Consider the following 22,145-nt stretch of genomic DNA (forward strand, 5'->3'; position numbering starts at 1 on the left):
GACGTTGGCTCGGCTAAGCCCGAAGCAGTTGGTCGGCGCGGATCACGCGGTTGCGGCCGGATCGCTTGGCCTCGTACATGGCCTCGTCGGCCTCGCTGTAGGCTGTTCCGAAGTCGGCACCGGCCGGCATCCAGCTGACGCCGAAGCTGGCTGTGATGCGACTCGCATCGGGTAGGGCAAAGTCGCGCTCAGCGATGGCTGCGCGCATGTGCTCCGCGATCTGCTGCGCCTGCAAGTAGTTTTGTTGCGGCAGTATCACCGTGAACTCTTCGCCGCCCACCCTGCCAATCTCGCCGGGTGTCTGCAGTGTTCGCTGCAGGCAATCGACTACCCCGCAGATGATGGTGTCCCCGACCGGGTGGCCGAAGCTGTCGTTGACCTGCTTGAAGTGATCGATGTCCAGCACGATCATGGCCATGTCGCTCCGAGCCAGGAAATGCTGGGCACGCTCGATCACCGCTGCGCGGTTCAGCGCACCGGAGAGCGAATCGTGGGTGGCTCTGTATTCCAGTTCATTGGCCAGATCGGCGAGGCGATGGTTGAGCTGGTTCATTTCGAACTCCTGGCGGTCGCTGCGGCGGACCAGCCGGCGGGTTTGCCGCAGCAACTGATCGTAGCAACTGATGAGCTCGCCAAGGGCCGTACGGTACGTGTCGGCCGCGCCGGCTTCGATGTTGTAAACAGCTTGGGCGGCCAGTAGTGCGCAGTTCTCCTGGTCGAACAGATCCGGATTGGGCTGGGACATGAGGGGGGCCTAGGCGGTTTTTACCGGACGGTCGAAAAAGCTGATCTCCGGGAAGTCGACATGCAGTTCCTGGCCGAATTCAAGGATGGTGTCGTCCTCTTCGTAGTGATACCAGTTGAGTATGACCTCGTTGCCGGCATCTACCGCGCTATTGAGTGCCTCGAAAATATTGAACAGCATTTTGGTGCTGGAGCTGTTGAAATAGGCCAGCGAGATGTCCACGTTGATGCGGGTTTTGGTGCAGTTGGCCAGATACTCACGCAGGCGTTTGATGATGTCGCCGTAAAAGGCCGCGGCATTCTCGGGGTAGGACTCGCCACGTATGCTCAGCTGGTGCTGGCCAAAATCGAAATTCACTTCCGGTGAACTCGGTGTGGCGGCGATATACAAGGTTTCCATACATATTTCTCGCTATTGTCGTATCGGTGTTCAGATAGTGGCCTTGAGGTTAAACACCACCGTCTCCGGGTGATCCTGCAAAGGCTGGAAGTCGAATTCCAATGGTTCGCTCGAGTCGCGTGCCATCGTCAGGAAGCCCAGGCCGGCACCCTTGCTGCCCTCGGGCGTCTCGGCGCGCAGTGATTCCCGGCAGGCCTGCTTGATTTCCTCCAGCGTCATGCTGCGCAGTGATTGCAGTCGCTCACGCAGGTCTTCCGCGACTGTGGCATCAATGGGATTCGCACATTGCAGCAGGTATTGCCCTTCCTTCTCGCTGATGCAGACCGAACCGTGCCGCATCTCGTGATTGTCCTGGTCGCCGGGGGTCAGCGAGTCTGCCGAGTAGTGAATGATGTTCTGTGCCATCTCGATGAAGGAAGAGAACAGCTTGCGGCGGGTCGGGCCGTTGACTCCGCTCATTTCCAGCTGCAGCCTGACCGCGTCGGCCATGGCCGCCACGACGTTCTGCGAGAAGTAGCCAACGTAGTAGAAAATCACCCGTTGCTGGCATGCGATTTCGAAGGAAGTGCTGAAGTCTTTCATGATGCGTGGTGTGTTCATTGGGGTTCCTGTACCCGGAAGCAGAAGAAGGTAACGTCGTCGCGGCGGTGGTTCGGACCCTGCCAGTCGCTCATCGCCGCCTGCATGGCGCGGTTGATCTCATGGGCCGGACGGTCGCGGTTGGCCAGGATCAGATCACGGATACGGCGCTTGCCGAAGGCGATGGACTTGGGACCGCCGACCTGGTCAATCAGCCCGTCGGTGGTGACAAACACCAGACTGCCGGTCTGCATCTGCACCACCCGCTGCTGCCAGGTGAAATCCAGGCCGCTGTCGACGTAGCCCACACACTTGCGGTCGCCGTCCACCATCTCCACGCCATCGGCGCCAGGATGCAGCACGAACAGGCTCGATTTGGCGCCGGCGAACAGCAAGCGGCGCGTGCTGGCGTCGTACCAGAAGCAGGCGGCATCCATGCCGTCATCCGACTCGGGCGTTTCGTCCTGTCCGTTCACCTGACCAAGCATCTGCTTGATTCCCCGGTTGACACTGCCCAGCAATAGCGACGGGTCGGTGGGTCCGTGCTGGTCAATCGCCTGGCCCAGACAGCTGGAAGCAATCAGTGTCATGAACGCGCCGGGCACGCCGTGGCCGGTGCAATCGGCGACCGTGCCGAACCAGCCGTCGCTGCGCGCGACGAAATAGTAGAAGTCGCCACCCACCACGTCACGTGGTTCCCACACCAGATCGGCATCCTTCAGCGTGTGCAGCATGGTGTCACGCGAAGTGCGCAGCATGGAACGCTGAATCACGCTCGCGTATTCGATGCTGTGCATGATCTGGCGGTTGCGGGCTGCCTGCATGTCGGCCACCACGCGCATCAATTGCAGGCCGTGACCGATGCCTGCGAAACGCCCACCCTGGGTGATGATGAAGCCATCGCCCAGTGCCTTTTCACCGTATTCAACAGCCTTGAAGGTCAGCGCCTCGATGTCCATGCTGGCTTCAACCACCAGCGGCTCCTTGTCCATGAAGGCGATGGAACTCTTGCGGCTGTAAACCTCCTTGTGGAAGGGCTTGTTCATCTGCGACAGGAAAATGCCGCGGTTGATCAGGCCGATCGGCTTGCCGCTGTCAATCACCGGCAGGCTGGTGAGGTCGCGGTATTTGGCGAATATCTCCATGACCAGTTCATTGCTGTCCTCGGCGGTGACCGAGGGGGCATGAACGCAAAGATCCTCTGCCGTCGGTTGTTGAAAGCGTGGGCGGCAATCGGGCGGGAGGGGGGATGATGTTTCCAAGATGGGCATTCCGGGCGGGGTGATTTGCGTTACCTGACCGGAGTCTACGCAGTTCACATGTCCAATCAGTGACAAGCCGGTGGTTTGCTCACAATCGGATCCCGGTCATTCTGCCCGCAGCCTTACCTCGAAAAAAAAACCCGCCGTAGCGGGTTTCATTATTGAGCGATGGCGCCTGCCTCAGTCCTTCTTCAGCGGACAGGTGCTCAGGCCGATCAGCGGATACAGCGGGCACCAGCCCATCAGGCCGGTGGCCAGGGGAACGATGCCGATCCACGCCCAGACCGGGCCGCCGGTGAGTGCCCAGGCGATCAGGGCGATGCCGGCCACGATGCGAAGGATTTTGTCGATGCCGCCAACATTGCTTTTCATGATGTGTTCTCCGAGAGGTTTGTAGACAGCGCCAATTTAACTGTCTTGTGTGACCGGGTATGTAACTTGGGTCACACAGAAACCAGCTTTTGCAGTCCGTCGCGGTCGATCACCGTTAATTGTTCACGCCCGAGTGCCACCAGACCCTGCGCGGCGAAGCCCTTGAGCAGGCGGCTGACGATTTCGCGGACGCTGCCCAGTTCGTCGGCCAGTTGCTGGTGGGTGACGGCCAGCGTGTCGCTCTGGCGGGCCAGGATCAGCTTGGCCAGGCGCTGGTCGAGGCGGGCGAAGGCGACTTCCTCGACCAGTTGCATCAGTTCGCCGATACGCTCGGCGAACAGGTGAAAGACAAAGTCGCGGAACGGTGCGTGGTCGACCAGCAGTCGCCCGAATTCAGCGACTGGCAGCGCGAGCAGCGTCAGCGGCGCTTCGGCGATGCCGCGCGCGTTGTAGTCGCTGCGGCCGAGCAGGCAGGACGACGAGATGATGCACGAACCGCCCGGGGTGACCCGGTAGAGCATCAGTTCGCGGCCGCTGGCAGCCTGCTTGACGACCTTGATGCTGCCGTCGAGGAGTAGCGGGAAGCCCGAGCAGGGCTGGTTTTCGGAGAAGACGCAGGTGCCTGCCGGCAACCGCATCAGCGATTGTGGCTGCAGCAATCGGTCGAGGCGTTCGTCGGCCACTCCGGCCAGGGCCGGATAGAGAAAAAGCAGTTTGTTGCGGTCGACCGCAGAATTTTGCACTTTTTCAGCTCAGCGTCGCCCACACCGGGGCGTGGTCGGAAGGGCGCTCGCGCTTGCGCGGCGCGCGGTCGACGCCGGCGGCGGTGCATTTTTCGGTGAGCGGCGGCGACAGCAGGATATGGTCGATGCGCAGGCCGAGATTCTTCTGGAAGCCGAGCATGCGGTAATCCCACCACGAGAAGGTTTTTTCCGGCTGCTCGAACAGCCGGAAGCTGTCGCTCAGCCCGAGGTCGAGCAGGCGCTGGAAGGCGGCGCGCTCGGGGGGGGAAACCAGGATGCAGTCCCGCCAGCGCTTGGGGTCGTGCACGTCGCGGTCGTCGGGGGCGATGTTGTAGTCGCCGCACAGCGCCAGTTGCGGGTATTGCTTGAGTTCGCCGTCCAGCCATTCGGCCAGCGCGGCGAGCCAGCGCAGCTTGTAGTCGTACTTGTCGCAGCCGACTTCCTGGCCGTTCGGCATGTAGGCGCAGACGACGCGGACGCCGTCGACGGTGCCGGAGATCAGCCGCTTCTGCTCGTCGGGAAACAGCGGGTTGCCGCAGACGACATCGGCAATCGGCGACTTCGCCAGCAGTGCGACACCGTTGTAGGTCTTCTGCCCGGAGAAGGCGACCTGGTAGCCGGCGGACTCGATCTCGGCGCGCGGGAAGTTGTGGTCCTCGAGCTTCAGTTCCTGCAGGCAGACGACGTCGGGCGCCGCTTCTGCCAGCCAGTCAAGCAGGTGTGGCAGGCGGACCTTCAGCGAGTTGACGTTCCAGGCGGCAATCTTCAAGGCTTGCCTCCCGCCGATTTCGGGTAGCCGGCCAGGTCGAGCAGGTTGTTGTAGGCAGCGGACTGAAAGCCGCGGAAGCGCTGGTTGCCGACCTTGATGGCAGGCACGAAGACTTCGCCGATCAGTTTCTTCAGCTCTTCATGCTCCTCCGCCGTCTGCACCATTTTCTCGGTAAAGGGGATGCCACGGCCGGACAGCAGTTCGCGCGCCTGCTTGCAGGTATCCACGCAATCGGCCGAGGTGTAGAGGATGACCGGGAAGGCCTCGGCAGCCTTTCTCGTCGCAAACGGCAGGCCGTCGTCGGCCTGTGCCTTGCCGCCGGCCTTGGCGACATTGCGTGCCTGACCGGGGGGCGGCGTGTCGGAAACCACGGTGCGGCCGTTGGCGTCGGTCCACCGGTAAGTCTGGGCCTGGACCCCGGCGCAGCACAGCGCCAGGCAAAGGACGAGCAGTCGTTGCATGGTTTTCTCCCTGAGCGAACTTAGGCCGCAATCATACCGCTGTGGCGCAACAATGCATCCGGGCTGGGCTCGCGGCCGCGGAAAGCCTTGAAGTTCTCCAGCGCCGGGCGCTCGCCGCCGCGCGACAGGATTTCCTCGAGGAAACGCTTGCCGACGACCGGGTCGAACGGGTCGCCCGCTTCCTCGAAAGCCGCGTAGCAATCGGCCGACAGTACTTCCGCCCACTTGTAGCTGTAGTAGCCGGCCGCGTAGCCGCCGCCGAAGATGTGCGAGAAGCTGTTCGGGAAACGGTGCCATTCCGGCGGGATCAGTACGGCGACTTCGCGGCGGACTTCGTCGATGACGTCCATCACGGTCGACGTTCCCTTGGGGTCGAATTCATAGTGCAGGCGCATGTCGAAGATCGAGAATTCGATCTGGCGCACGGTCATCATGCCGCTCTGGAAATTCCTCGCCGCCAGCATCTTGTCGTAGAGCACGCGCGGCAGCGTTTCGCCAGTGTCGGCGTGGGCGGTCATTCCCTGCAGGACGTCCCATTCCCAGCAGTAGTTTTCCATGAACTGCGACGGCAGTTCGACCGCATCCCACTCGACGCCGTGGATGCCGGAAACGCCCATTTCCTCGCCGCGCGCCAGCAGGTGATGCAGGCCGTGGCCGGTTTCGTGGAACAGCGTGATCACTTCATCGTGGGTGAAGGTTGCCGGCTTGCCGGCGACCGGGCGGGCGAAATTGCAGTTCAGGTAGGCGATCGGCTTCTGGATGCCGGTAGCGGTGCGTTTGCGCGAACGTGCTTCGTCCATCCAGGCGCCACCGCGCTTGGTCTCGCGCGCGTAGAGGTCCATGTAGAACTGGCCGACCAGTTCGCCGGCCGGCGTTTCGATGCGGTAGAAGCGCACGTCCTCGTGCCACACCGGCGCCTTGTCCTCTTTCACCTTGACGGTGAACAGGCTCTCGATGACCTGGAACAGGCCGGCGATGACCTTCGGCTCGGTGAAGTACTGCTTCACTTCCTGCTCGGAGAAGGCGTAGCGCGCCTGCATCAGCTTTTCGGAGGCGTAGGCGGCGTCCCAGGGCTGGAAGTCGGTGATGCCGAGTTCGTCTTTCGCAAACGCTTTCAGTTCGGCGATGTCTTTTTCGGCGAAGGGCTTGGCTTTCTTTGCCATGTCGCGCAGGAAGTCGAGCACCTGTGCCGGCGTGTCGGCCATCTTGGTGTATAGCGAGACTTCGGCGAAATTGTTGAACCCGAGCATCTGCGCGTCTTCCGCCTTGAGTTCGAGGATGCGCTTGATCAGCGGGCCGTTGTCCCATTCCGGTTTCGAGTAGCCGTTGTCGATTTCGGCGGCGCGCGTTGCGTAGGCGCGGTACATGCGCGCGCGCAGGTCGCGGTTTTCGGCGTATTGCATCAGTGGACCGTAAGACGGTGCGTGCAGCGTGAATTTCCAGCCCTCCACACCGGCTTTTTCAGCGGCTTCACGGGCGGCGTCCTTGGCGTAGTCGGGCAGGCCGGCGAGCAGGCTTTCGTCGCTGACGATCTCGGCGAAGGCGTTGGTCGCGTCGAGGATGTTTTCCGAGAACTTGGCGGAAAGCTGCGACAATTCTTCCATGATCGCCTGGAAGCGCGGTTTCTGGTCTTCCGGCAGTTCGGCACCGCCAAGACGGAAATCGCGGACTTCGTTGTCGACGATCTTCTGCTGTTCTGCGGTCAACGTCGAATATTCGGCACTTTTGCGCAGCGCGCGGTACTTGTCGAACAGCTTCAGGTTCTGGCCGAGTTCGGTGTAGAAGCGCGAGACTTCCGGCAGCATCTCGTTGTACGCCTCGCGCCAGGCCGGCACGTCGTTGACCGAATGCAGATGGCCGACGACACCCCAGGCGCGGCCGAAGCCTTCGAGGCCGGCGGAGAGTGCGCCGGCAAAGTCGGCCCAGGTGGCCGGCGTGCTGTCATCGGTGAGTTTTTCGACCAGCGCGCGGCCGTCGGCCAGCAGTTGCGTGATGGCGGGTTTGACGTGTTCCGGCTGGATCAGGTCGAAGCGGGGCAGGTCGGAGAAATCGAGCAGCGGGTTGTTGGCGGTCATGGTCTTTTCGGGGGCAAGAAAAAGGGGCGGTCGTAGCCGCCCCGGGTTTTGGCGTCAATCCCGCTATTCTACTAGCTCGCGGTAGGCATGCCACGATGCGTGGCCGAGCATGGGCATCAATACCACCAGGCCGAACAGCAGCGTGGCGAAACCGGTCAGCGTCAGCACCACGATCAGCACCGCCCACAAGGCCAGCGGGCCGGGGTTGGCGGCAACGGCACGCAGGCTGCAGGCCATCGCGGTAACCGGGTCGCAATCGCGGTCGAGCATCATCGGTACCGAGACGACGGCGAGGGTGAAGACGAAGGCCGCCAGCACGCTGCCCAGCAGCAGCCAGGTGGTGACGAAGGCCAGATGTTCGCCGCCGAGCAGGATTCCCGTCAGCAGGGCGTTGCTGGCAAAGGCGCCGCCGCCGCTGAGCATGGCAAAGGCAATCGCGGTGAAGCGTTCCCAGAGCAGGGCAGTCAGCGCCAGCAGCAGGCCGAACAGCGCCAGCGACTGGCCGTTGCGGCGAAAGGCGCGCAGCGAATCGATGAACATCAGCTTCTCGCCGTTTTCCCGGGCGCGGCTTAGTTCGTACAGGCCGGCGGCGAGCAGGGGGGCAACGAGGAAGAAGCCGGAAATGGCGAAGGTCAGCAGATGCGGGTGGCTGACCAGGGAAAGCAGGATCAGGTCGCCGCCCAGCGCAAACAGCAGGCCGTAGGCGAGCGATGGCAGGGGGTTGGCCTTGATGTCCTGCCAGCCCGCTTCCAGCCAGCGGCTGGGGGCGCGGGCATCAATCCGGCGGATGGCGACGCTGGCGCCATCCTGTCCGGCGCGAAGCGAGGAAACGGTGTGCATGGCTCGACTCCTTGGTCATAACAGACACACCGCTCAGACCATCTCGCCGGGCTGGGGTTCCCGGCGCTTTGTTACAGTGTCTTGCCGGTCAGCTTCTCGTAGGCCTCGATGTACTTGGCACTGGTCCGGGCAATGACTTCGTCCGGCAGTTTCGGCCCGGGGGCGACCTTGCCCCAGTCGAGTGTTTCCAGGTAATCGCGGACGTACTGCTTGTCGTAGGACGGCGGGTTGCTGCCTTCGGCGTACTGGTCGGCTGGCCAGAAGCGCGAGGAATCAGGCGTCAGCGCCTCGTCGATCAGGTGCAGCGTGCCGGCGGCGTCGATGCCGAACTCGAACTTGGTATCGGCGATGATGATGCCCCGCGTTGCCGCATAGACCGCGGCTTCTTCATAGAGGCGGATGGCCGCGTCGCGGGCTTCGGCACACAGTTGCGCGCCGGTCTTGCCGGTGCCCTTGAGCGCGTCGGCCAACGTAGCGTTGCAGTTGGCAGCGGCCTGCTCGTAGGACACGTTCTCGTCGTGGTCGCCGACTTCGGCCTTGGTCGCCGGCGTGAAGATCGGTTGCGGCAGCTTCTGCGCCATCTTCAGACCGGCCGGCAGGGCGATGCCGCAGATGGCGCCGGTCTGCTGGTAATCCTTCCAGCCGGAACCGATGACGTAGCCACGGACGACGGCCTCGATCGGCAGCGGCTTCAGACGCTTGACGACGACGGCACGACCACGCACCTGCTCGCGCTCGTTGGCGGCGACGACCGACTCCGGGTCAATGCCGGTCAGCTGGTTGGGGACGATGTGGCCGAGCTTGTCGAACCAGAAGTTGGCCACGGCCTGCAGCACTTCGCCCTTGCGCGGAATCGGGTCCGGCAGGATGACGTCGAAGGCGGAGAGGCGGTCGGTGGTGACGATCAGCAGCTTGTCGGCGTCGACGGCGTAGATGTCGCGGACCTTGCCCTTGGACAGGAGCGGCAGGCTGGTGATGGAAGATTCGAAAAGCGGAGCGGTCACGGTCGTGTTCCCGAGAGATCAAAGGCGGGATTATAAGGGAGCGCGCCCGCCAAGGCACCGTGCCGCGTTTGGTGCATAATCGCTGCATGACCACAGGCCCAGCAAACAGCGCCCTGAGCGCGGATCTTCGTTACGTCATCTACGCCCTGTCGGATGCTTTGGACCTCGTCGGCATCGACGATCTGGCCCATGGCAAGCGGGTCGGCATCATGGCGGCCGAATGTGCCCGCTGGCAGGGGCTGGATCCGGAAGAAGTACTCTTCCTGTTCGATTTCGGTTTGCTGCACGATATCGGCGTCTCCTCCACGGTCACCCACGGCCACCTGGTTTCCGAGTTCGATTGGGAAAGCTCGCAACTGCATTGCGAAACCGGCTACCTCTTGCTGCGCGATTTCGCACCGCTGGCCGACATGGCGCTGCCGGTCCGCTTCCATCATACGCATTGGGACGCGCTGCTGGCGCAGGGTGTCGATGCACAGGTGGCGCGCCGGGCCAACCAGATCTACCTGGTCGATCGCGTCGACGCGCTGGCGGCGCCGCATTACGCCGACGGCAGTTTGCTCATGCAGACCGAGCGCATCCGCACTGAAATCGCTGCCCGTGCCGGAACGTATTTCTCGCCGGAACTGGTGACGCTGTTCCTGGAAACCTCGCGCTCCGAATCGTTCTGGTTGAACCTGGAGCCGCGCAGCATCCAGTCCTATCTCAACGACATGCGGGCGCGCGGCCGGACGCAGCGCGTGACGCTGGCCGAGCTGAAGCAACTGGCGACGATCTTTTCCCGTATCGTCGATGCCAAGAGTCCGTTTACTGCCGAACATTCGCTCGGTGTCGCCAGGCTGGCGCGTTTCTTCGGCGAGCGCCTGGGTGTGCCACCGGCGCGTTGTGATCAGCTGGAAATTGCCGGCCTGCTGCACGATATCGGCAAGCTGCGCGTACCCGACGAAATCCTGGACAAGCCGGCGAAGCTCGACGAACGCGAGCGCAAGATGATGAACGCGCACAGTTTCGAGACCTACCAGATCCTGCGGCTGATTCCGGGTTTCGAGGAAATCGCGCTATGGGCGGCCTATCACCATGAACAGCCCGGCGGCGACGGCTATCCCTTCCGTATCGATGGCGGGCGTCTTTGCCTGGAAGCACGCATCCTGCGGGTGGCCGACATTTTCCAGGCGATGGCCCAGGACCGGCCCTATCGTGCCGGTTTGCCGGCCGATGCCGTACGGAGTTTCATGGAAGAGATGCGCAGTCAGGGTCGGGTCGATGGCGAAGTCCTCGCCGTTGCCCTGGCGGATATGCCGGCCGCGATGGCGGCCGCGCGCCCAGGAGTGGCCGCGCACTGAATCTCAGTGGGGCGCGGCTTCTTCGGCGGCCAGTTTCTTGCGCATGCGGCGGGTGCCCCAGGCGACGACGCCGGCGATCACCGGGATCGAAATCGCCGTGATGATGTCAGGATTCAGGTGGTGCAGGTCCTTCGTGCCCTTGGCCAGGTACTGCACCAGTTGCGAGCCGTAATAGGTCAGCACGACGACGGACAGGCCTTCCACCGTTTCCTGCAGGCGCAGTTGCAGCTTGGCGCGGCTGTTCATCTGCGTCAGCAGTTCCTGGTTCTGGCGTTCCAGTTCGATGTCGACACGTGTCCGCAGCAACTGGCTGTTGCGGGCGACGCGGGCTGACAGTTCTTCCTGGCGCCGACTGATCGCTTCGCAGGTATTCATCGCCGGCAGCAGTCGCCGTTGCATGAATTCATGCAGGGTCGGCAGTCCGGAAATGCGGACTTCGCGCAGTTCTTCGATGCGTTGCGTAACCAGCCCGTGGTAGGCGCGGGAAGCGCCGAAACGGAAGGTCGTGCGGGCGACCGAGTTCTCGACATCGGCAGCTAGTGCCGACAGCGAGGCAAGCACGCTGCGTTCGTCTTCCGGATTCCTGGCCTGGCCGATGCGCTCCATCAGTTCGGCCAGCTGTTTTTCGCCGGTGTACAGCTTGCGGCTGACTTCCTTGGCAATCGGCAGGCCGAGCAGGGCCATCATCCGGTAGGTTTCGATCTCGACCAGGCGCTGTACCGTGCGCCCGGCCTGGCGCTGGGTCATGCTGTCGTTGAGCACCAGGAAGCGCGAGAAACCGTTGTCGATCATGAAGTCGGTGAACACCCAGGCGGCGTCGTCGGCGACACGCGCGCCGCCGAGCGTGCGCCCGTTCGGCGCGAGGCCGGCGAGAACCGATTCCGGGCTGATTTCGCTGGTCGGCCGCAGCTCGACGTGGGTGGCGACCATCAGCTTGCCCGGGATGCCACGCAACCATTCCGGATGGACCGCATCGAAGGCGGTGGCGTCCGGGTTCAGCTTCTCGCCGCTGACCAGCGAACGGTAGAAGGTATAGGTCGAGAACTCGGTGTGCAGTTCCCAGCGCATGCGGAAAGCGCCGGTCTCGATCATCAGGTGCGAATCGGAACTGTCGATGGCACTGCAGACGTGTCCCTGGCAAAGCTTGGACAGATTTTCCCGCTCTACTTCGCCGGTGCTCGCGCTGTGCTTGAAGACCAGGTGCGAGACCAGTACCGCTCCGGTCAACGCAGTCGACGGGCGGGCGTGGAATTCGTTGTTCAGGCGCTGGCGGAGCGGATGCTCTTCCAGTTCGGCAAGGGTCAGGCGAGGGTGCATGGTCGTTCTGGATCCATGGATGTTGCGCTGCAGCAGATTGTAGCACCGGCATCAAAGGGCTGTTCGGCCGTATCGTGAAAACCGGAATTCATGCGGAATGAATGCTTTTGTTCGATCTGTTCGCACTGCGGTGCGGGCAAGTCATAGAATACCGGGCGTGCTGCCTGACTCCGGTTGGCCCAACAGGAAACCTTCATGAAAAAATTCTGCGCCGGCCTGGCGCTGCTTGTTTTGCTGCCTTGCTGGGCGCTGGCCCAGGGGCTCGCCATGCCCGACGACGGCGGGGCGCCGCGCCTGGGCGTGGTGCAGGACCCGGGCGGCGATTTCGAGATGGCGCTGCGCTACTTTGCCGGCGAGGGCGTGCCACGCGACAATGCCCGCGGCTTGACGTATTTGCGCCAGGCGGCGGAGGGCGGGCACGCGGAGGCGCAGTTCAATCTCGGCAACTATCACAACATGTTCGCGGCAGACTACGCCGAGGCGGCGCGCTGGTGGCGCATGGCCGGCCAGCAGGATCATCCGGAGGCATTGTTCAACCTGGCCGAAATGCTCGCCGCCGGCCTGGTGCCGGCGCAGGCCGGGGAATCGGCGGCGGATTATTACCGGCAGGCGGCGGCGCTGGGTTTTGCCGCGCCGGCAGAAGCCTCTGCCGCGCCCGTTCCAACCGAGACGGTCACGCCCGCGGCGCCAAAGCCGCCGCCTGTCGCCGACAATGTTTCAACCGCAGTGAAGCCGAAGTCTGCGTGGCTCGATTCCCCGGACGATTCGGCAACGATCCAGATTTTCGCGTCAAGCAGCCTGGCCGAGGCCCGGGCGGTGGCTGGCCGCCATCCCTACAAGCGTCCGCTTGCCCTGCTCGAGTTCGAGCGGGATGGCCGCACCTGGCATGTGCTGCTCTACGGGCAATTCGCGGATGTGGCGGCGGCGCGGCGGGCGATGGTCGAACTGCCGGCTGTCCTGCGCGCCGGCAAGCCCTGGTCGCGACGGATGGGTGATGTCCGGGCGCAGACCCGGATGACGATCCAGCCGCTACCGGAGAAGCGTTGAAATGGCGGAGGTTTTTGCGGTCGACCGCCTGCAGGAAGACAAAACCAGCCGCCAGCGGGCGCTTGATCTTGCTTCCTTCATCGTCGAAGCGCCGGCCGGCGCCGGCAAGACGGAACTGCTGACGCAGCGCACGCTGCGCCTGCTGGCCACCGTCGATCACCCGGAAGAAGTGCTGGCGCTGACGTTCACCAACAAGGCGGCGACCGAGATGCGCGACCGCATCCTCGGCAGCCTCGAAGCGGCGACCGGTCCAGCCGGCGAGCTGCCGGAACACAAGCTGGAAACCCGCAAATGGGCGCTCGCCGTGCTGGCGCGCGATGCCGACAAGGGCTGGGGTCTGCTGGCGCATCCGGGCCGCCTGCGCATCACCACGCTGGATGCGCTGTGCGCCGGCCTGGCCCGGCAGATGCCCTTCCTGTCGCGCTTCGGCGCGCAGCCCGGGGTCACCGACGATGCCGAGGCGCACTACGCGACGGCCGCCCGGCACACGTTGGAAATGGTCGAGTCGGAGACGGCGGACGGCGAGGTCGTCGCCGCGGCGCTGGCCTTCATGGACAACGACGCCGGCCGGCTGGAACGCCTGCTGATCGCCATGCTCGGCCGGCGCGACCAGTGGCTGCAGCATGCCGCGCGGGTCGATGGCGGGGTCTTGCGCGACGAGGTCGAGGCCGGTTTCGCGGCGCTGGTCGAACGCGATCTGGCGCGTGTCGCCGGGCTGCTCGACGCCGGCTGGCAGGCGCGGCTGATGCCGCTGGTCCGCTTTGCTGCGGTCAACGTGCCCGGCAGCTTCGATTTGCTGCTCGATTGGTGCGAACCGCTGCACGGCGACATCGCGGACATGGCGGCGTGGCGGCAACTGGCCCGGCTGCTGCTGACCGGCGAAGGGACTTTCCGCAAGGCGCTGAACAAGAACGTCGGCTTCCCGGCCGGCAAGGAGTTCGCCGAGCAGAAGAAGGCGATGACCGAACTGATCGCCGACCTGGCCAGCATTTCCGGGCTGGAAAGCGCGCTGGGCGAGCTGGCCGGCCTGCCGCCGCCAGCATTGAGCGATGCCGAGTGGTCGACCGTGGAAGACTTCTCGCGCCTGCTGCGGCTGGCCGCCGGGCAATTGTGGCTGGCCTTCCAGGAAGCCGGCGAGGTCGATTTCATCGAAATCGCCGCCCGCGCCGGGCTGGCGCTGGGCGACGATGAAGCGCCGACCGACCTGGCGCAGGCGCTCGATTACCGTATCCGTCACCTGCTGGTCGACGAATTCCAGGACACCAGCCCGAGCCAGGTGGCGCTGCTGCAGAAGCTGATGCGCGGGTGGATGCCGGACGACGGGCGGACGCTGTTCGTCGTCGGCGATCCGATGCAGTCGATCTACCGTTTTCGCAAGGCCGACGTCGGTCTGTTCCTGAATGTGCGCGAGCGCGGCATCGGCGACCTGCGCCTCGAACACCTGCGCCTGTATCGCAACAACCGTTCGCATCCGGGCATCGTCGACTGGGTGAATACGGCCTTCCCGGCGATCTTCCCGGCGCGCGACGAACCGGCTGCCGGCGCCGTGCGCTACGCCGAATCGGCGGCAACCAAGCCGCCGGTCGCCGACAGCGGCGTCAGCGTGCATCCGGTCATCGTCCGTGACGGCAGCGACGGCGCCGCCGACGAAGCGCGCATCGCGCTCGACCTGATCCGCAACGCCCGGCGCACCGACCCGGAAGGCCGCATCGCCGTGCTGGTGCGCGCGCGCAAGCATCTTGACGCGCTGGTCGGCGAGATCCGCCGGCATGCGCCCGACCTGCGTTTCCAGGCGGTCGAAATCGAAGGCCTGGCCGAGCGCCAGCATGTGCAGGACCTGCTGACGCTGTTTCGGGCCTTGCACCACCGCGCCGACCGCGTCTACTGGCTGGCGCTGCTGCGCGCGCCGTGGTGCGGCCTGTGCCTGGCCGATCTGCACGCGCTGGCAGCCGGCGACAAACAGCGCACCATCTGGCAACTGATGCACGACGAAAGCCGGCTGGCCGCGTTGAGCGCCGACGGCCGTCAGCGCCTGCTGCATGTGCGCGGCATTCTCGAACTCGCCTTCGCCGAGCGCGACCGCCAGCCGCCGCGGCGCTGGCTCGAAGGCATCTGGCTGATGCTCGGCGGCCCGCGCTGTCTCGAAGCGCCGAGCGCACTGGCCGATGTCGACGCCTTTTTTGCCCTGGTTGATGCGTTGACCGCAAGTCGCCGCCTTGATCCCGACACGCTCGCCGCCCAGGCCGCCGAACTCTACGCCCCGGCCGACCCGCTCGGCGACGCGGTGCAGATGATGACCATCCACAAGGCCAAGGGGCTGGAATTCGAGACGGTCATCGTGCCCGGCCTGCAACGCGACACCGGCGGCAACGACAGCGCGCTGCTGCTGTGGGACGAAGTGATCGGCGACGACGGCCGCGAGCGTCTGCTGGTTGCGCCGATGCGCGCCAAGGGCGACCAGGCCGACGAACCGAGCGTCTACGACTACCTGCGTCGCCTGGAAAACGCCCGCGCCGGCCACGAAACCGAGCGCCTGCTCTACGTCGCCGCCACCCGGGCGATCCGCCGGCTGCACCTGGTCGGCCTCGCCGAAGCCAGCGACAAAAGCGACGACTGCCTGAAACAGCCGCCATCCGGCAGCTTTCTGAAACTGCTGTGGCCCGCCGTCGCCCAGCCGGTATTCGCTGCGGCGCTGGCCAACGACGTCGCCGCGCCGGCCGATCTTCCGGCCATCGACCCCGCCACCTTCATCCCGCCGCTGGTCCGCCTCGCCGAACTGCGCGTGCCGGCGCCGCTGGATGCGCCGCCGCCCGGCCTGCGCACGGCCGGCAACCGGCCGGAGGATCTGGACGAAAACGAGGCAGCAAGCGCCGCCTCGCTGGAAGCCTCGATCGGCACACTGGTCCATCGCTGCCTGGAACTGATCGTCCGCCAGGGCTTGCCTGCCTGGCCGGCGCACCGGCTGGACAGCCTGACGCCCGGCTGGCGGCGCTGGCTGCAGGCGCAGGGCCACGACGAAACCCAGGCCGCGCAAGGCGCCAGCGAAGCCCTGGCTGCGCTGCGCACGACGCTCGACTCCACCACCGGCCGCTGGCTGCTCGCCGACCACGAATCCGGCGCCGCCGAGCAAGCCTGGAGCAGCCGCGACGGCGATGTTGCGGTCAACCACGTGATCGACCGGATTTTCATCGCCGAAGGTGTCCGCTGGATCATCGACTACAAGACCGTGCGCGTACCGCCGGAAGAACTACCCGCCCGCGCCGAAGGCTTCCGCCTGCAGCTTGAACGCTATGCCGGGTTGTTTGCCGGCGATCCGTTGCCGCTCAGGCTGGCGGTGTGGTTTCCGTTGCAGGGAAGGCTGGTCGAACTTTGATTAAGGGTAGAAAGCACCCCGAAGCTGACGGCTAGCGATTCTCAGCGGCCGCGTAAAAGATAAGGCCGGCTAGCACCACGAGCCTGACTGGTGTTACCCCGCAGGCCACAACACACAAGCCCAGACCGCTGCTGCGTTGACCAGCGACAGCAGCACTGCCGCGCTGCCCATGTCCTTGGCGCGCTTGGCGAGTTCGTGCTTCTCCGGCGAGGCCTTGTCGACGACGGCCTCGACGGCAGAGTTGAGGATTTCGACGATCAGCACGAGCAGGATGCTGCCGACCATCAGTGCGCGGTCGACACCGGTTTCGCCGAGAAATAGCGCCAGCGGGATGGCGACGACGGCGAGCATGACTTCCTCGCGGAAGGCGGCTTCGTTCGTCCATGCGGCACCGAGGCCGTCGCGGGAGTAGCCGAGGGCGTTCCACAGGCGGCGTAGCCCTTTCTTGCCCTTGAATTCTGCGGCGCTCATGCCTTTTTCTCCAGCAGTGGTTTCAGGAAACGTCCGGTATGGCTGGTCTTGCATTTGGCGACCTGTTCCGGCGTGCCGGCGACGAGGATGCGGCCGCCGCCGTCGCCGCCTTCGGGGCCAAGGTCGACCAGCCAGTCTGCCGTCTTGATGACGTCGAGGTTGTGTTCGATGACGACGATGGTGTTGCCGTGGTCGGCCAGGCGGTGCAGGACTTTCAGCAATAGTTCGATGTCGGCGAAGTGCAGGCCGGTGGTCGGTTCGTCGAGGATGTACAGCGTCCGGCCGGTGTCGCGCTTGGACAGTTCGAGGGCCAGCTTGACCCGCTGCGCCTCGCCGCCGGATAGCGTGGTTGCCGCCTGGCCGAGGGTGATGTAGCTGAGGCCGACGTCGACCAGTGTCTGCAATTTGCGCGCGACGACCGGGACCGGATCGAAGAATTCGCGTGCCTGCTCGACGGTCATGCCGAGCACGTCGTGGATGGTCTTGCCCTTGTATTGCACTTCCAGCGTTTCTCGGTTGTAGCGCTTGCCGTGGCAGACGTCGCACGGGACGTAGATGTCGGGCAGGAAGTGCATTTCGACCTTGATCATGCCGTCGCCCTGGCAGGCTTCGCAGCGTCCGCCCTTGACGTTGAAGCTGAAGCGGCCGGGGCCGTAGCCGCGCACCCGCGATTCCGGCACCTGCGAGAACAGTTCGCGGATCGGTGTCAGCAGGCCGGTGTAGGTGGCCGGGTTGGAGCGCGGCGTGCGGCCGATTGGCGACTGGTCGACGTTGATCACCTTGTCGAACAGGTCGAGGCCGATGATTTCCTTGTGCGGCGCGGGTTCGGTGGTTGAGCCGTAGAGGTGTCGGGCAGCGGCGGCGTACAGCGTGTCGTTGATCAGCGTCGATTTGCCCGAGCCGGAGACGCCGGTGATGCAGGTGAATAGCCCGCCGGGGATTTCCAGCGTGACGTCGCGCAGGTTGTGGCCGTAGGCGTCGACGACTTTCAGCTGCTTGTCCGGATTCTGCGGTCGACGCGTTTTTGGCACCGAAATCTCGCGCAGGCCAGACAGGTAGGCGCCAGTCAGTGAGGCCGGGTTGGCGGCGACCGCGGCCGGCGTGCCTTCGGCGACGACGTAGCCGCCATGGACGCCGGCGCCGGGGCCGATGTCGACGACGTAGTCGGCGCTGCGGATGGCGTCCTCGTCGTGCTCGACGACGAGCACGGTGTTGCCCATGTCGCGCAGGTTGCGCAGGGTCTGCAGCAGGCGGTCGTTGTCGCGCTGGTGCAGGCCGATCGACGGTTCATCGAGCACGTACATGACGCCGGTCAGGCCGGAGCCGATCTGCGAGGCCAGGCGGATGCGCTGCGCCTCGCCGCCGGACAGCGTTTCGGCCGAGCGTTCAAGGCACAGGTAGTCGAGGCCGACGTCGATCAGGAAGCTCAGCCGGGCGGTGATTTCCTTGAGGATCTTGTCGGCGATCTGCGCCTTGTGGCCGGGCAGTTGCAGGCAGTTGAAGTAGTTGCGCGCCTCGCCCAGCGGCAGGCGGCTGATCTCGTGCAGCGTCTTGCTGCCGACGCGCACGTGTCGGGCCTCGACGCGCAGGCGGGTGCCGTTGCAGGTCGGGCAGGTCGAGTTGCTGATGTACTTCGACAATTCCTCGCGCACGGCGTTGGAATCGCTGGCCCGGTAACGCCGTTCGAGGTTGGGGATGATGCCCTCGAAGCTGTGGCTGCGGTCGAAGCGCGTGCCCTTCTCGTTGGCGTAGCGGAAGTTGATGGCGGTATTGCCGGAGCCGTAGAGGATGATCTGGCGGACGTCGTCGGAAAGTTGCTCGAACGGCGTGTCGACCGTGAAATTGTAGTGTTCGGCCAGCGATTCGATGATCTGGAAATAGAACTGGTTCTTCTTGTCCCAGCCGCGGATGGCGCCGGCGGCCAGCGACAGCTGCGGCGCGGTGACGACGCGCTTCGGGTCGAAGAACTGGATGACGCCGAGGCCGTCGCACTTCGGGCAGGCGCCCATCGGGTTGTTGAACGAGAACAGGCGCGGTTCCAGTTCCTGCAGCGCGTAGGAGCAGACCGGGCAGGCGAACTTGGCGGAGAACATGTGCTCGACGTTGCCGTCCATCTCGAGCGCGATGGCTCGGCCTTCGGCGTGGCGCAGCGCCGTTTCGAAGGATTCGGCGAGGCGCTGGCGCATGTCGTCGCGCACCTTCAGGCGGTCGACGACGACATCGACGTTGTGCTTCTGCGATTTGGCCAGCTTGGGCACGGCGTCGATTTCATAGACCGTGCCGTCGACGCGCACGCGGGCGAAGCCCTGGGCGCGCAGTTCGGCGAACAGGTCCAGCTGCTCGCCTTTACGGTTGGCAACGACCGGCGCCAGGATCATCAGCTTGGTCTCGGCCGGCAGCGCCAGCACGTGATCGACCATCTGCGACACCGTCTGTGCTTCCAGCGGCTTGTCGTGGTCCGGGCAGTAGGGCGTGCCGGCGCGGGCGTAGAGCAGGCGTAAATAATCGTGGATTTCGGTGACGGTGCCGACGGTCGAGCGCGGGTTGTGGCTGGTCGCCTTCTGCTCGATGGAAATGGCCGGGCTCAAACCCTCGATCAGATCGACGTCGGGCTTCTCCATCAACTGCAGGAACTGCCGGGCGTAGGCCGACAGCGACTCGACATAGCGCCGCTGGCCTTCGGCGTAGAGCGTGTCGAAAGCTAGCGAGGATTTGCCGGAGCCGGACAGGCCGGTGATCACGATCAGTTGATCGCGCGGCAGGTCGAGGTTGATGTTCTTGAGATTATGGGTGCGGGCGCCGCGGATGCGGAGTGTTTCCATCGCCGTTCTGCCTGGGGTTGGGAGAAAGCGGAGACTATACGCAAAAGCGGCGCAGCTTGCACGATAAGCTGTATGAATGTACAGCTATTTGCGTCGATTTGGCGTGAAGGTTTCCTGTTCGATCAGCCAGCGGCCATCCGTCCTGCGCAACTGCAGTTGCTTGATGCCTTCGTCGTTGAGGGCCTTCGAGCGGTAGCGCTGTGCGAACGTGAGCCAGGCGCGGTCGCTACCTTCCAGGCGTATTTCCGGCTGGCCGAGTTGCAATTCGATCTCGCCGGCGCGGCTGATGATGCGCTGGCGGGCGGCCCGCCATTGTTCGGGGCTGGCGGCCTGGCCCTTGAAATCCGGGTGGTAGTGCTGCAGGTAGGCGGCAATGTCGCGTTCGGCCCAGGCATTACGCCAGCCATCGAGGAATTCCCGCAAGCTGCGCTCGGCTTGCGGGGCCAGTGCTGCCTGTGCAGCGCTGGGTGCCGGCATCGGCATCGGCGCGCTCGGGGCGGGCGGTGGCGCGATTGCGACGGGCGGGGCGGGGGGCGCTTCCTGCTCCATCGGTGGCGGCTCAGGTGCATCGAATACCTCGGACATCGTGTGACTGCAACCCGTGCCACCCATCGCCAGGGCAACGAGACCGGCGGTAAGGCCTTGCCTCACCTTGTTTGCATGCTGGACCATGTACGCTCCTTGTCGGATTTTTTCTGAACCGGAAATGACGCAAAGATATCGGCAACTATAACCGAAGGTGGCGGCGCCGGGTTCGCGCTGCGGACGCGGCAGCCAGGCAAACCTGCTAATATCGTCCCCCTCGCTGCAACGCAACAACTCCTATAAAAATGTCTGTCCCCTCCGACCGCATGAGCCCCGAAGAACGCCGTGTCGGCGTTTCCCTGGCGTCCATCTTCGCCTTGCGCATGCTCGGCCTGTTCCTGATCCTGCCGGTGTTCTCCGTGCACGCGGCAACCATTCCCGGCGGCGACAACCTGCTGCTGGTCGGGCTGGCGCTTGGCGCCTACGGCCTGACCCAGGCGCTGTTCCAGATTCCCTACGGCATCGCTTCCGATATCGTCGGGCGCAAGCCGGTGATCGTCGCTGGCCTGCTGATTTTTGCCGTTGGCAGCTTTGTTGCTGCGTGGGCGCCGGACATGCAATGGATGATCGTCGGCCGTGTGCTGCAGGGCATGGGCGCGATTTCGGCGGCGGTGACGGCGCTGGCCGCCGACCTGACGCGCGAGGAACACCGGACCAAGGTGATGGCGATGATCGGTTCGTCGATCGGTCTCGTTTTTGCGCTGTCGCTGGTCGGCGCGCCCTTGCTTTACGGCTGGGTCGGCATGGCCGGCCTGTTCTCGCTGACCGGAGTCCTGGCGCTGGCGGCGATCGCCTTGCTGCTGAAGGCTGTGCCGGCCGTGCCCAAGCCGCAGGGGCACGACAAGCTGCCGTTGCGGGCGGTGCTGGCCAATCGCGACCTGCTCAAGCTCAACCTCGGCATCGGCACGCTGCACATGATCCAGATGGCGATGTTCGTCGTTCTGCCGCATGCGCTGCTCAACCGGGGCGGACTGGCGGCGGCCGAACACTGGAAGGTTTACCTGCCGGCGGTGCTGGTCTCGTTTGCCATCATGGTGCCGGCGATCATCGCGGCCGAGAAGAAGGACAAGATGCGGCCGATTTTTCTTGCGGCGATCGGGTTGACCGCAATCGTCCAGGTCGGTCTGTTCCTGTTCAGCGACGGCTTGTGGACGCTGGGACTGTGGTTGCTGTTGTTCTTCGTTGCCTTCAATATCCTCGAAGCGACGCTGCCTTCGCTGGTTTCGCGCACCGCGCCGCCGGCCGCCAAGGGCGCGGCGCTGGGTGTGTACAACACGACGCAGGCGATCGGCCTGTTCATCGGGGGCGCAGTCGGCGGCTACATTGCGCAACATTTCGGCGATAATGCGGTGTTTTCCGCCTGCACCGTCCTCGCCCTGATCTGGCTGGTCGTTGCCGGCTCGATGAATTTCCCGCAGCGGCGCCCGGCGCCGGTGCCTGCGGATCAAGATATCTAGGAGATAAGTACGATGGCATCGGTCAACAAGGCAATCATCGTCGGTAATCTGGGCAAGGACCCGGAAGTCCGCTACACCGCCAGCGGCGAGGCAATGTGCAACATCACCGTGGCCACCAGCGAAAGCTGGAAGGACAAGGCAACCGGCGAAAAGAAGGAACTGACCGAATGGCACCGCATTTCGTTCTTCGGCAAGCTGGCTGAAATCTGCGGTCAGTACCTGAAGAAGGGTTCGCAGGTTTATGTCGAGGGCAGCATCCGCACCCGCAAATGGACTGACAAGGACGGTCAGGAGCGCTACACCACCGAGATTCGTGGTGACGAAATGAAGATGCTCGGCTCGCGCCAGGGCATGGGCTCGCCGGCTTCTTCCGGTGGTGGCGGTGGCGGCTATGACGAGCCGACCGATTACGCGCCGGCGCCGCCGAAGAATCGTCCGAAACCCTCCTTCGACGATCTGGGCGACGACATCCCGTTCTAGG

Annotated in this window: 20 protein-coding genes; 5 read left to right on the forward strand and 15 right to left on the reverse strand. The window is 64.4% G+C overall.

Annotation, left to right across the window (positions count from 1 at the left end):
- Positions 1 to 13: 13 nt before the first annotated feature.
- From BJN45_RS02855 to BJN45_RS02905, 11 genes are all read right to left on the reverse strand, one after another.
- A complete protein-coding gene (locus BJN45_RS02855) occupies positions 14 to 745 on the reverse strand; it encodes a GGDEF domain-containing protein (protein WP_076091845.1) in 732 nt (243 codons plus the stop codon).
- 9 nt (positions 746 to 754) lie between these two features.
- Positions 755 to 1,144, reverse strand: coding sequence for a DUF1987 domain-containing protein (locus BJN45_RS02860; RefSeq protein ID WP_076091847.1), 390 nt, complete (start codon positions 1,142 to 1,144; stop codon positions 755 to 757).
- A gap of 30 nt (positions 1,145 to 1,174) precedes the next feature.
- On the reverse strand, positions 1,175 to 1,744 hold the full coding sequence (locus BJN45_RS02865; RefSeq protein WP_076091849.1) for a SiaB family protein kinase: 570 nt from the start codon (positions 1,742 to 1,744) through the stop codon (positions 1,175 to 1,177).
- Positions 1,741 to 2,994, reverse strand: coding sequence for a SpoIIE family protein phosphatase (locus tag BJN45_RS02870; RefSeq protein WP_076091851.1), 1,254 nt, complete (start codon positions 2,992 to 2,994; stop codon positions 1,741 to 1,743). Before BJN45_RS02870 ends, BJN45_RS02865 begins: the two co-directional genes overlap by 4 nt.
- A 171-nt stretch (positions 2,995 to 3,165) precedes the next feature.
- Positions 3,166 to 3,357 (reverse strand): YgaP family membrane protein, encoded by a 192-nt coding sequence (locus tag BJN45_RS02875; protein ID WP_076091853.1) that lies wholly within the window; start codon positions 3,355 to 3,357, stop codon positions 3,166 to 3,168.
- Between the two features lie 71 nt (positions 3,358 to 3,428).
- Positions 3,429 to 4,100 (reverse strand): Crp/Fnr family transcriptional regulator, encoded by a 672-nt coding sequence (locus BJN45_RS02880; protein WP_076091855.1) that lies wholly within the window; start codon positions 4,098 to 4,100, stop codon positions 3,429 to 3,431.
- Positions 4,101 to 4,104: 4 nt separating this feature from the next.
- A complete protein-coding gene (gene xth / locus BJN45_RS02885; RefSeq protein WP_076091857.1) occupies positions 4,105 to 4,869 on the reverse strand; it encodes an exodeoxyribonuclease III in 765 nt (254 codons plus the stop codon).
- Positions 4,866 to 5,330 carry a glutaredoxin family protein gene (locus BJN45_RS02890; RefSeq protein WP_076091859.1) on the reverse strand — a complete coding sequence of 155 codons (465 nt, stop codon included), beginning with the start codon at positions 5,328 to 5,330 and terminating at the stop codon, positions 4,866 to 4,868. The genes xth and BJN45_RS02890 overlap by 4 nt, the downstream gene beginning before the upstream one ends.
- 20 nt (positions 5,331 to 5,350) lie before the next feature.
- Entirely contained in the window at positions 5,351 to 7,405 is a 2,055-nt protein-coding gene (locus tag BJN45_RS02895; RefSeq protein WP_170873012.1) for a M3 family metallopeptidase, read from the reverse strand.
- 63 nt (positions 7,406 to 7,468) lie between these two features.
- Positions 7,469 to 8,245 carry a DUF2189 domain-containing protein gene (locus BJN45_RS02900; protein WP_076091861.1) on the reverse strand — a complete coding sequence of 259 codons (777 nt, stop codon included), beginning with the start codon at positions 8,243 to 8,245 and terminating at the stop codon, positions 7,469 to 7,471.
- A 71-nt stretch (positions 8,246 to 8,316) separates the two neighbouring features.
- On the reverse strand, positions 8,317 to 9,249 hold the full coding sequence (locus BJN45_RS02905; RefSeq protein ID WP_076091863.1) for a phosphoribosylaminoimidazolesuccinocarboxamide synthase: 933 nt from the start codon (positions 9,247 to 9,249) through the stop codon (positions 8,317 to 8,319).
- An 86-nt stretch (positions 9,250 to 9,335) separates the two neighbouring features.
- Here BJN45_RS02905 and BJN45_RS02910 point away from each other — a divergent pair, with 86 nt between their 5' ends.
- A complete protein-coding gene (locus tag BJN45_RS02910; RefSeq protein WP_076091865.1) occupies positions 9,336 to 10,592 on the forward strand; it encodes an HD-GYP domain-containing protein in 1,257 nt (418 codons plus the stop codon).
- Positions 10,593 to 10,595: 3 nt separating this feature from the next.
- On the opposite strand, the gene BJN45_RS02915 is transcribed toward BJN45_RS02910, so the two are convergent.
- A complete protein-coding gene (locus BJN45_RS02915) occupies positions 10,596 to 11,909 on the reverse strand; it encodes a DUF3422 family protein (protein ID WP_076091867.1) in 1,314 nt (437 codons plus the stop codon).
- Between the two features lie 195 nt (positions 11,910 to 12,104).
- Here BJN45_RS02915 and BJN45_RS02920 point away from each other — a divergent pair, with 195 nt between their 5' ends.
- Together BJN45_RS02920 and BJN45_RS02925 are read left to right on the forward strand one after the other, a co-directional pair.
- Entirely contained in the window at positions 12,105 to 12,956 is an 852-nt protein-coding gene (locus BJN45_RS02920; protein WP_139326275.1) for an SPOR domain-containing protein, read from the forward strand.
- Between the two features lies 1 nt (position 12,957).
- Complete coding sequence (locus BJN45_RS02925) at positions 12,958 to 16,329, forward strand: UvrD-helicase domain-containing protein (protein ID WP_076091871.1); 3,372 nt, start codon at positions 12,958 to 12,960, stop codon at positions 16,327 to 16,329.
- Between the two features lie 93 nt (positions 16,330 to 16,422).
- On the opposite strand, the gene BJN45_RS02930 is transcribed toward BJN45_RS02925, so the two are convergent.
- The 3 genes from BJN45_RS02930 to BJN45_RS02940 form a co-directional block, all read right to left on the reverse strand.
- Positions 16,423 to 16,800 carry a diacylglycerol kinase gene (locus tag BJN45_RS02930; RefSeq protein WP_076091873.1) on the reverse strand — a complete coding sequence of 126 codons (378 nt, stop codon included), beginning with the start codon at positions 16,798 to 16,800 and terminating at the stop codon, positions 16,423 to 16,425.
- Positions 16,797 to 19,622: an excinuclease ABC subunit UvrA gene (gene uvrA / locus BJN45_RS02935; RefSeq protein WP_076091875.1), complete on the reverse strand. Its 2,826-nt coding sequence runs from the start codon at positions 19,620 to 19,622 to the stop codon at positions 16,797 to 16,799. The genes BJN45_RS02930 and uvrA overlap by 4 nt, the downstream gene beginning before the upstream one ends.
- An 84-nt stretch (positions 19,623 to 19,706) precedes the next feature.
- Complete coding sequence (locus BJN45_RS02940; protein WP_083650746.1) at positions 19,707 to 20,294, reverse strand: L,D-transpeptidase Cds6 family protein; 588 nt, start codon at positions 20,292 to 20,294, stop codon at positions 19,707 to 19,709.
- Positions 20,295 to 20,473: 179 nt separating this feature from the next.
- On the opposite strand from BJN45_RS02940, the gene BJN45_RS02945 reads away from it, so the two are divergent.
- Positions 20,474 to 21,664 (forward strand): MFS transporter, encoded by a 1,191-nt coding sequence (locus tag BJN45_RS02945; protein WP_076091879.1) that lies wholly within the window; start codon positions 20,474 to 20,476, stop codon positions 21,662 to 21,664.
- A 12-nt stretch (positions 21,665 to 21,676) separates the two neighbouring features.
- Complete coding sequence (gene ssb, locus BJN45_RS02950) at positions 21,677 to 22,144, forward strand: single-stranded DNA-binding protein (RefSeq protein ID WP_076091881.1); 468 nt, start codon at positions 21,677 to 21,679, stop codon at positions 22,142 to 22,144.
- Position 22,145 lies beyond the last annotated feature (1 nt).

It is taken from the genome of Azonexus hydrophilus (assembly GCF_001956855.1).
Lineage (GTDB): Bacteria > Pseudomonadota > Gammaproteobacteria > Burkholderiales > Rhodocyclaceae > Azonexus > Azonexus hydrophilus_A.

Excerpts from the sequence above, each read along its gene's own strand:
- BJN45_RS02855 (WP_076091845.1), bottom strand. The coding sequence starts at position 745 with ATGTCCCAGCCCAATCCGGATCTGTTCGACCAGGAGAACTGCGCACTA.
- BJN45_RS02860 (WP_076091847.1), bottom strand. The coding sequence starts at position 1,144 with ATGGAAACCTTGTATATCGCCGCCACACCGAGTTCACCGGAAGTGAAT.
- BJN45_RS02865 (WP_076091849.1), bottom strand. The coding sequence starts at position 1,744 with ATGAACACACCACGCATCATGAAAGACTTCAGCACTTCCTTCGAAATC.
- BJN45_RS02870 (WP_076091851.1), bottom strand. The coding sequence starts at position 2,994 with ATGCCCATCTTGGAAACATCATCCCCCCTCCCGCCCGATTGCCGCCCA.
- BJN45_RS02875 (WP_076091853.1), bottom strand. The coding sequence starts at position 3,357 with ATGAAAAGCAATGTTGGCGGCATCGACAAAATCCTTCGCATCGTGGCC.
- BJN45_RS02890 (WP_076091859.1), bottom strand. The coding sequence starts at position 5,330 with ATGCAACGACTGCTCGTCCTTTGCCTGGCGCTGTGCTGCGCCGGGGTC.
- BJN45_RS02895 (WP_170873012.1), bottom strand. The coding sequence starts at position 7,405 with ATGACCGCCAACAACCCGCTGCTCGATTTCTCCGACCTGCCCCGCTTC.
- BJN45_RS02900 (WP_076091861.1), bottom strand. The coding sequence starts at position 8,245 with ATGCACACCGTTTCCTCGCTTCGCGCCGGACAGGATGGCGCCAGCGTC.
- BJN45_RS02910 (WP_076091865.1), top strand. The coding sequence starts at position 9,336 with ATGACCACAGGCCCAGCAAACAGCGCCCTGAGCGCGGATCTTCGTTAC.
- BJN45_RS02915 (WP_076091867.1), bottom strand. The coding sequence starts at position 11,909 with ATGCACCCTCGCCTGACCCTTGCCGAACTGGAAGAGCATCCGCTCCGC.
- BJN45_RS02920 (WP_139326275.1), top strand. The coding sequence starts at position 12,105 with ATGAAAAAATTCTGCGCCGGCCTGGCGCTGCTTGTTTTGCTGCCTTGC.
- BJN45_RS02925 (WP_076091871.1), top strand. The coding sequence starts at position 12,958 with ATGGCGGAGGTTTTTGCGGTCGACCGCCTGCAGGAAGACAAAACCAGC.
- BJN45_RS02930 (WP_076091873.1), bottom strand. The coding sequence starts at position 16,800 with ATGAGCGCCGCAGAATTCAAGGGCAAGAAAGGGCTACGCCGCCTGTGG.
- uvrA (WP_076091875.1), bottom strand. The coding sequence starts at position 19,622 with ATGGAAACACTCCGCATCCGCGGCGCCCGCACCCATAATCTCAAGAAC.
- BJN45_RS02940 (WP_083650746.1), bottom strand. The coding sequence starts at position 20,294 with ATGGTCCAGCATGCAAACAAGGTGAGGCAAGGCCTTACCGCCGGTCTC.
- BJN45_RS02945 (WP_076091879.1), top strand. The coding sequence starts at position 20,474 with ATGAGCCCCGAAGAACGCCGTGTCGGCGTTTCCCTGGCGTCCATCTTC.
- ssb (WP_076091881.1), top strand. The coding sequence starts at position 21,677 with ATGGCATCGGTCAACAAGGCAATCATCGTCGGTAATCTGGGCAAGGAC.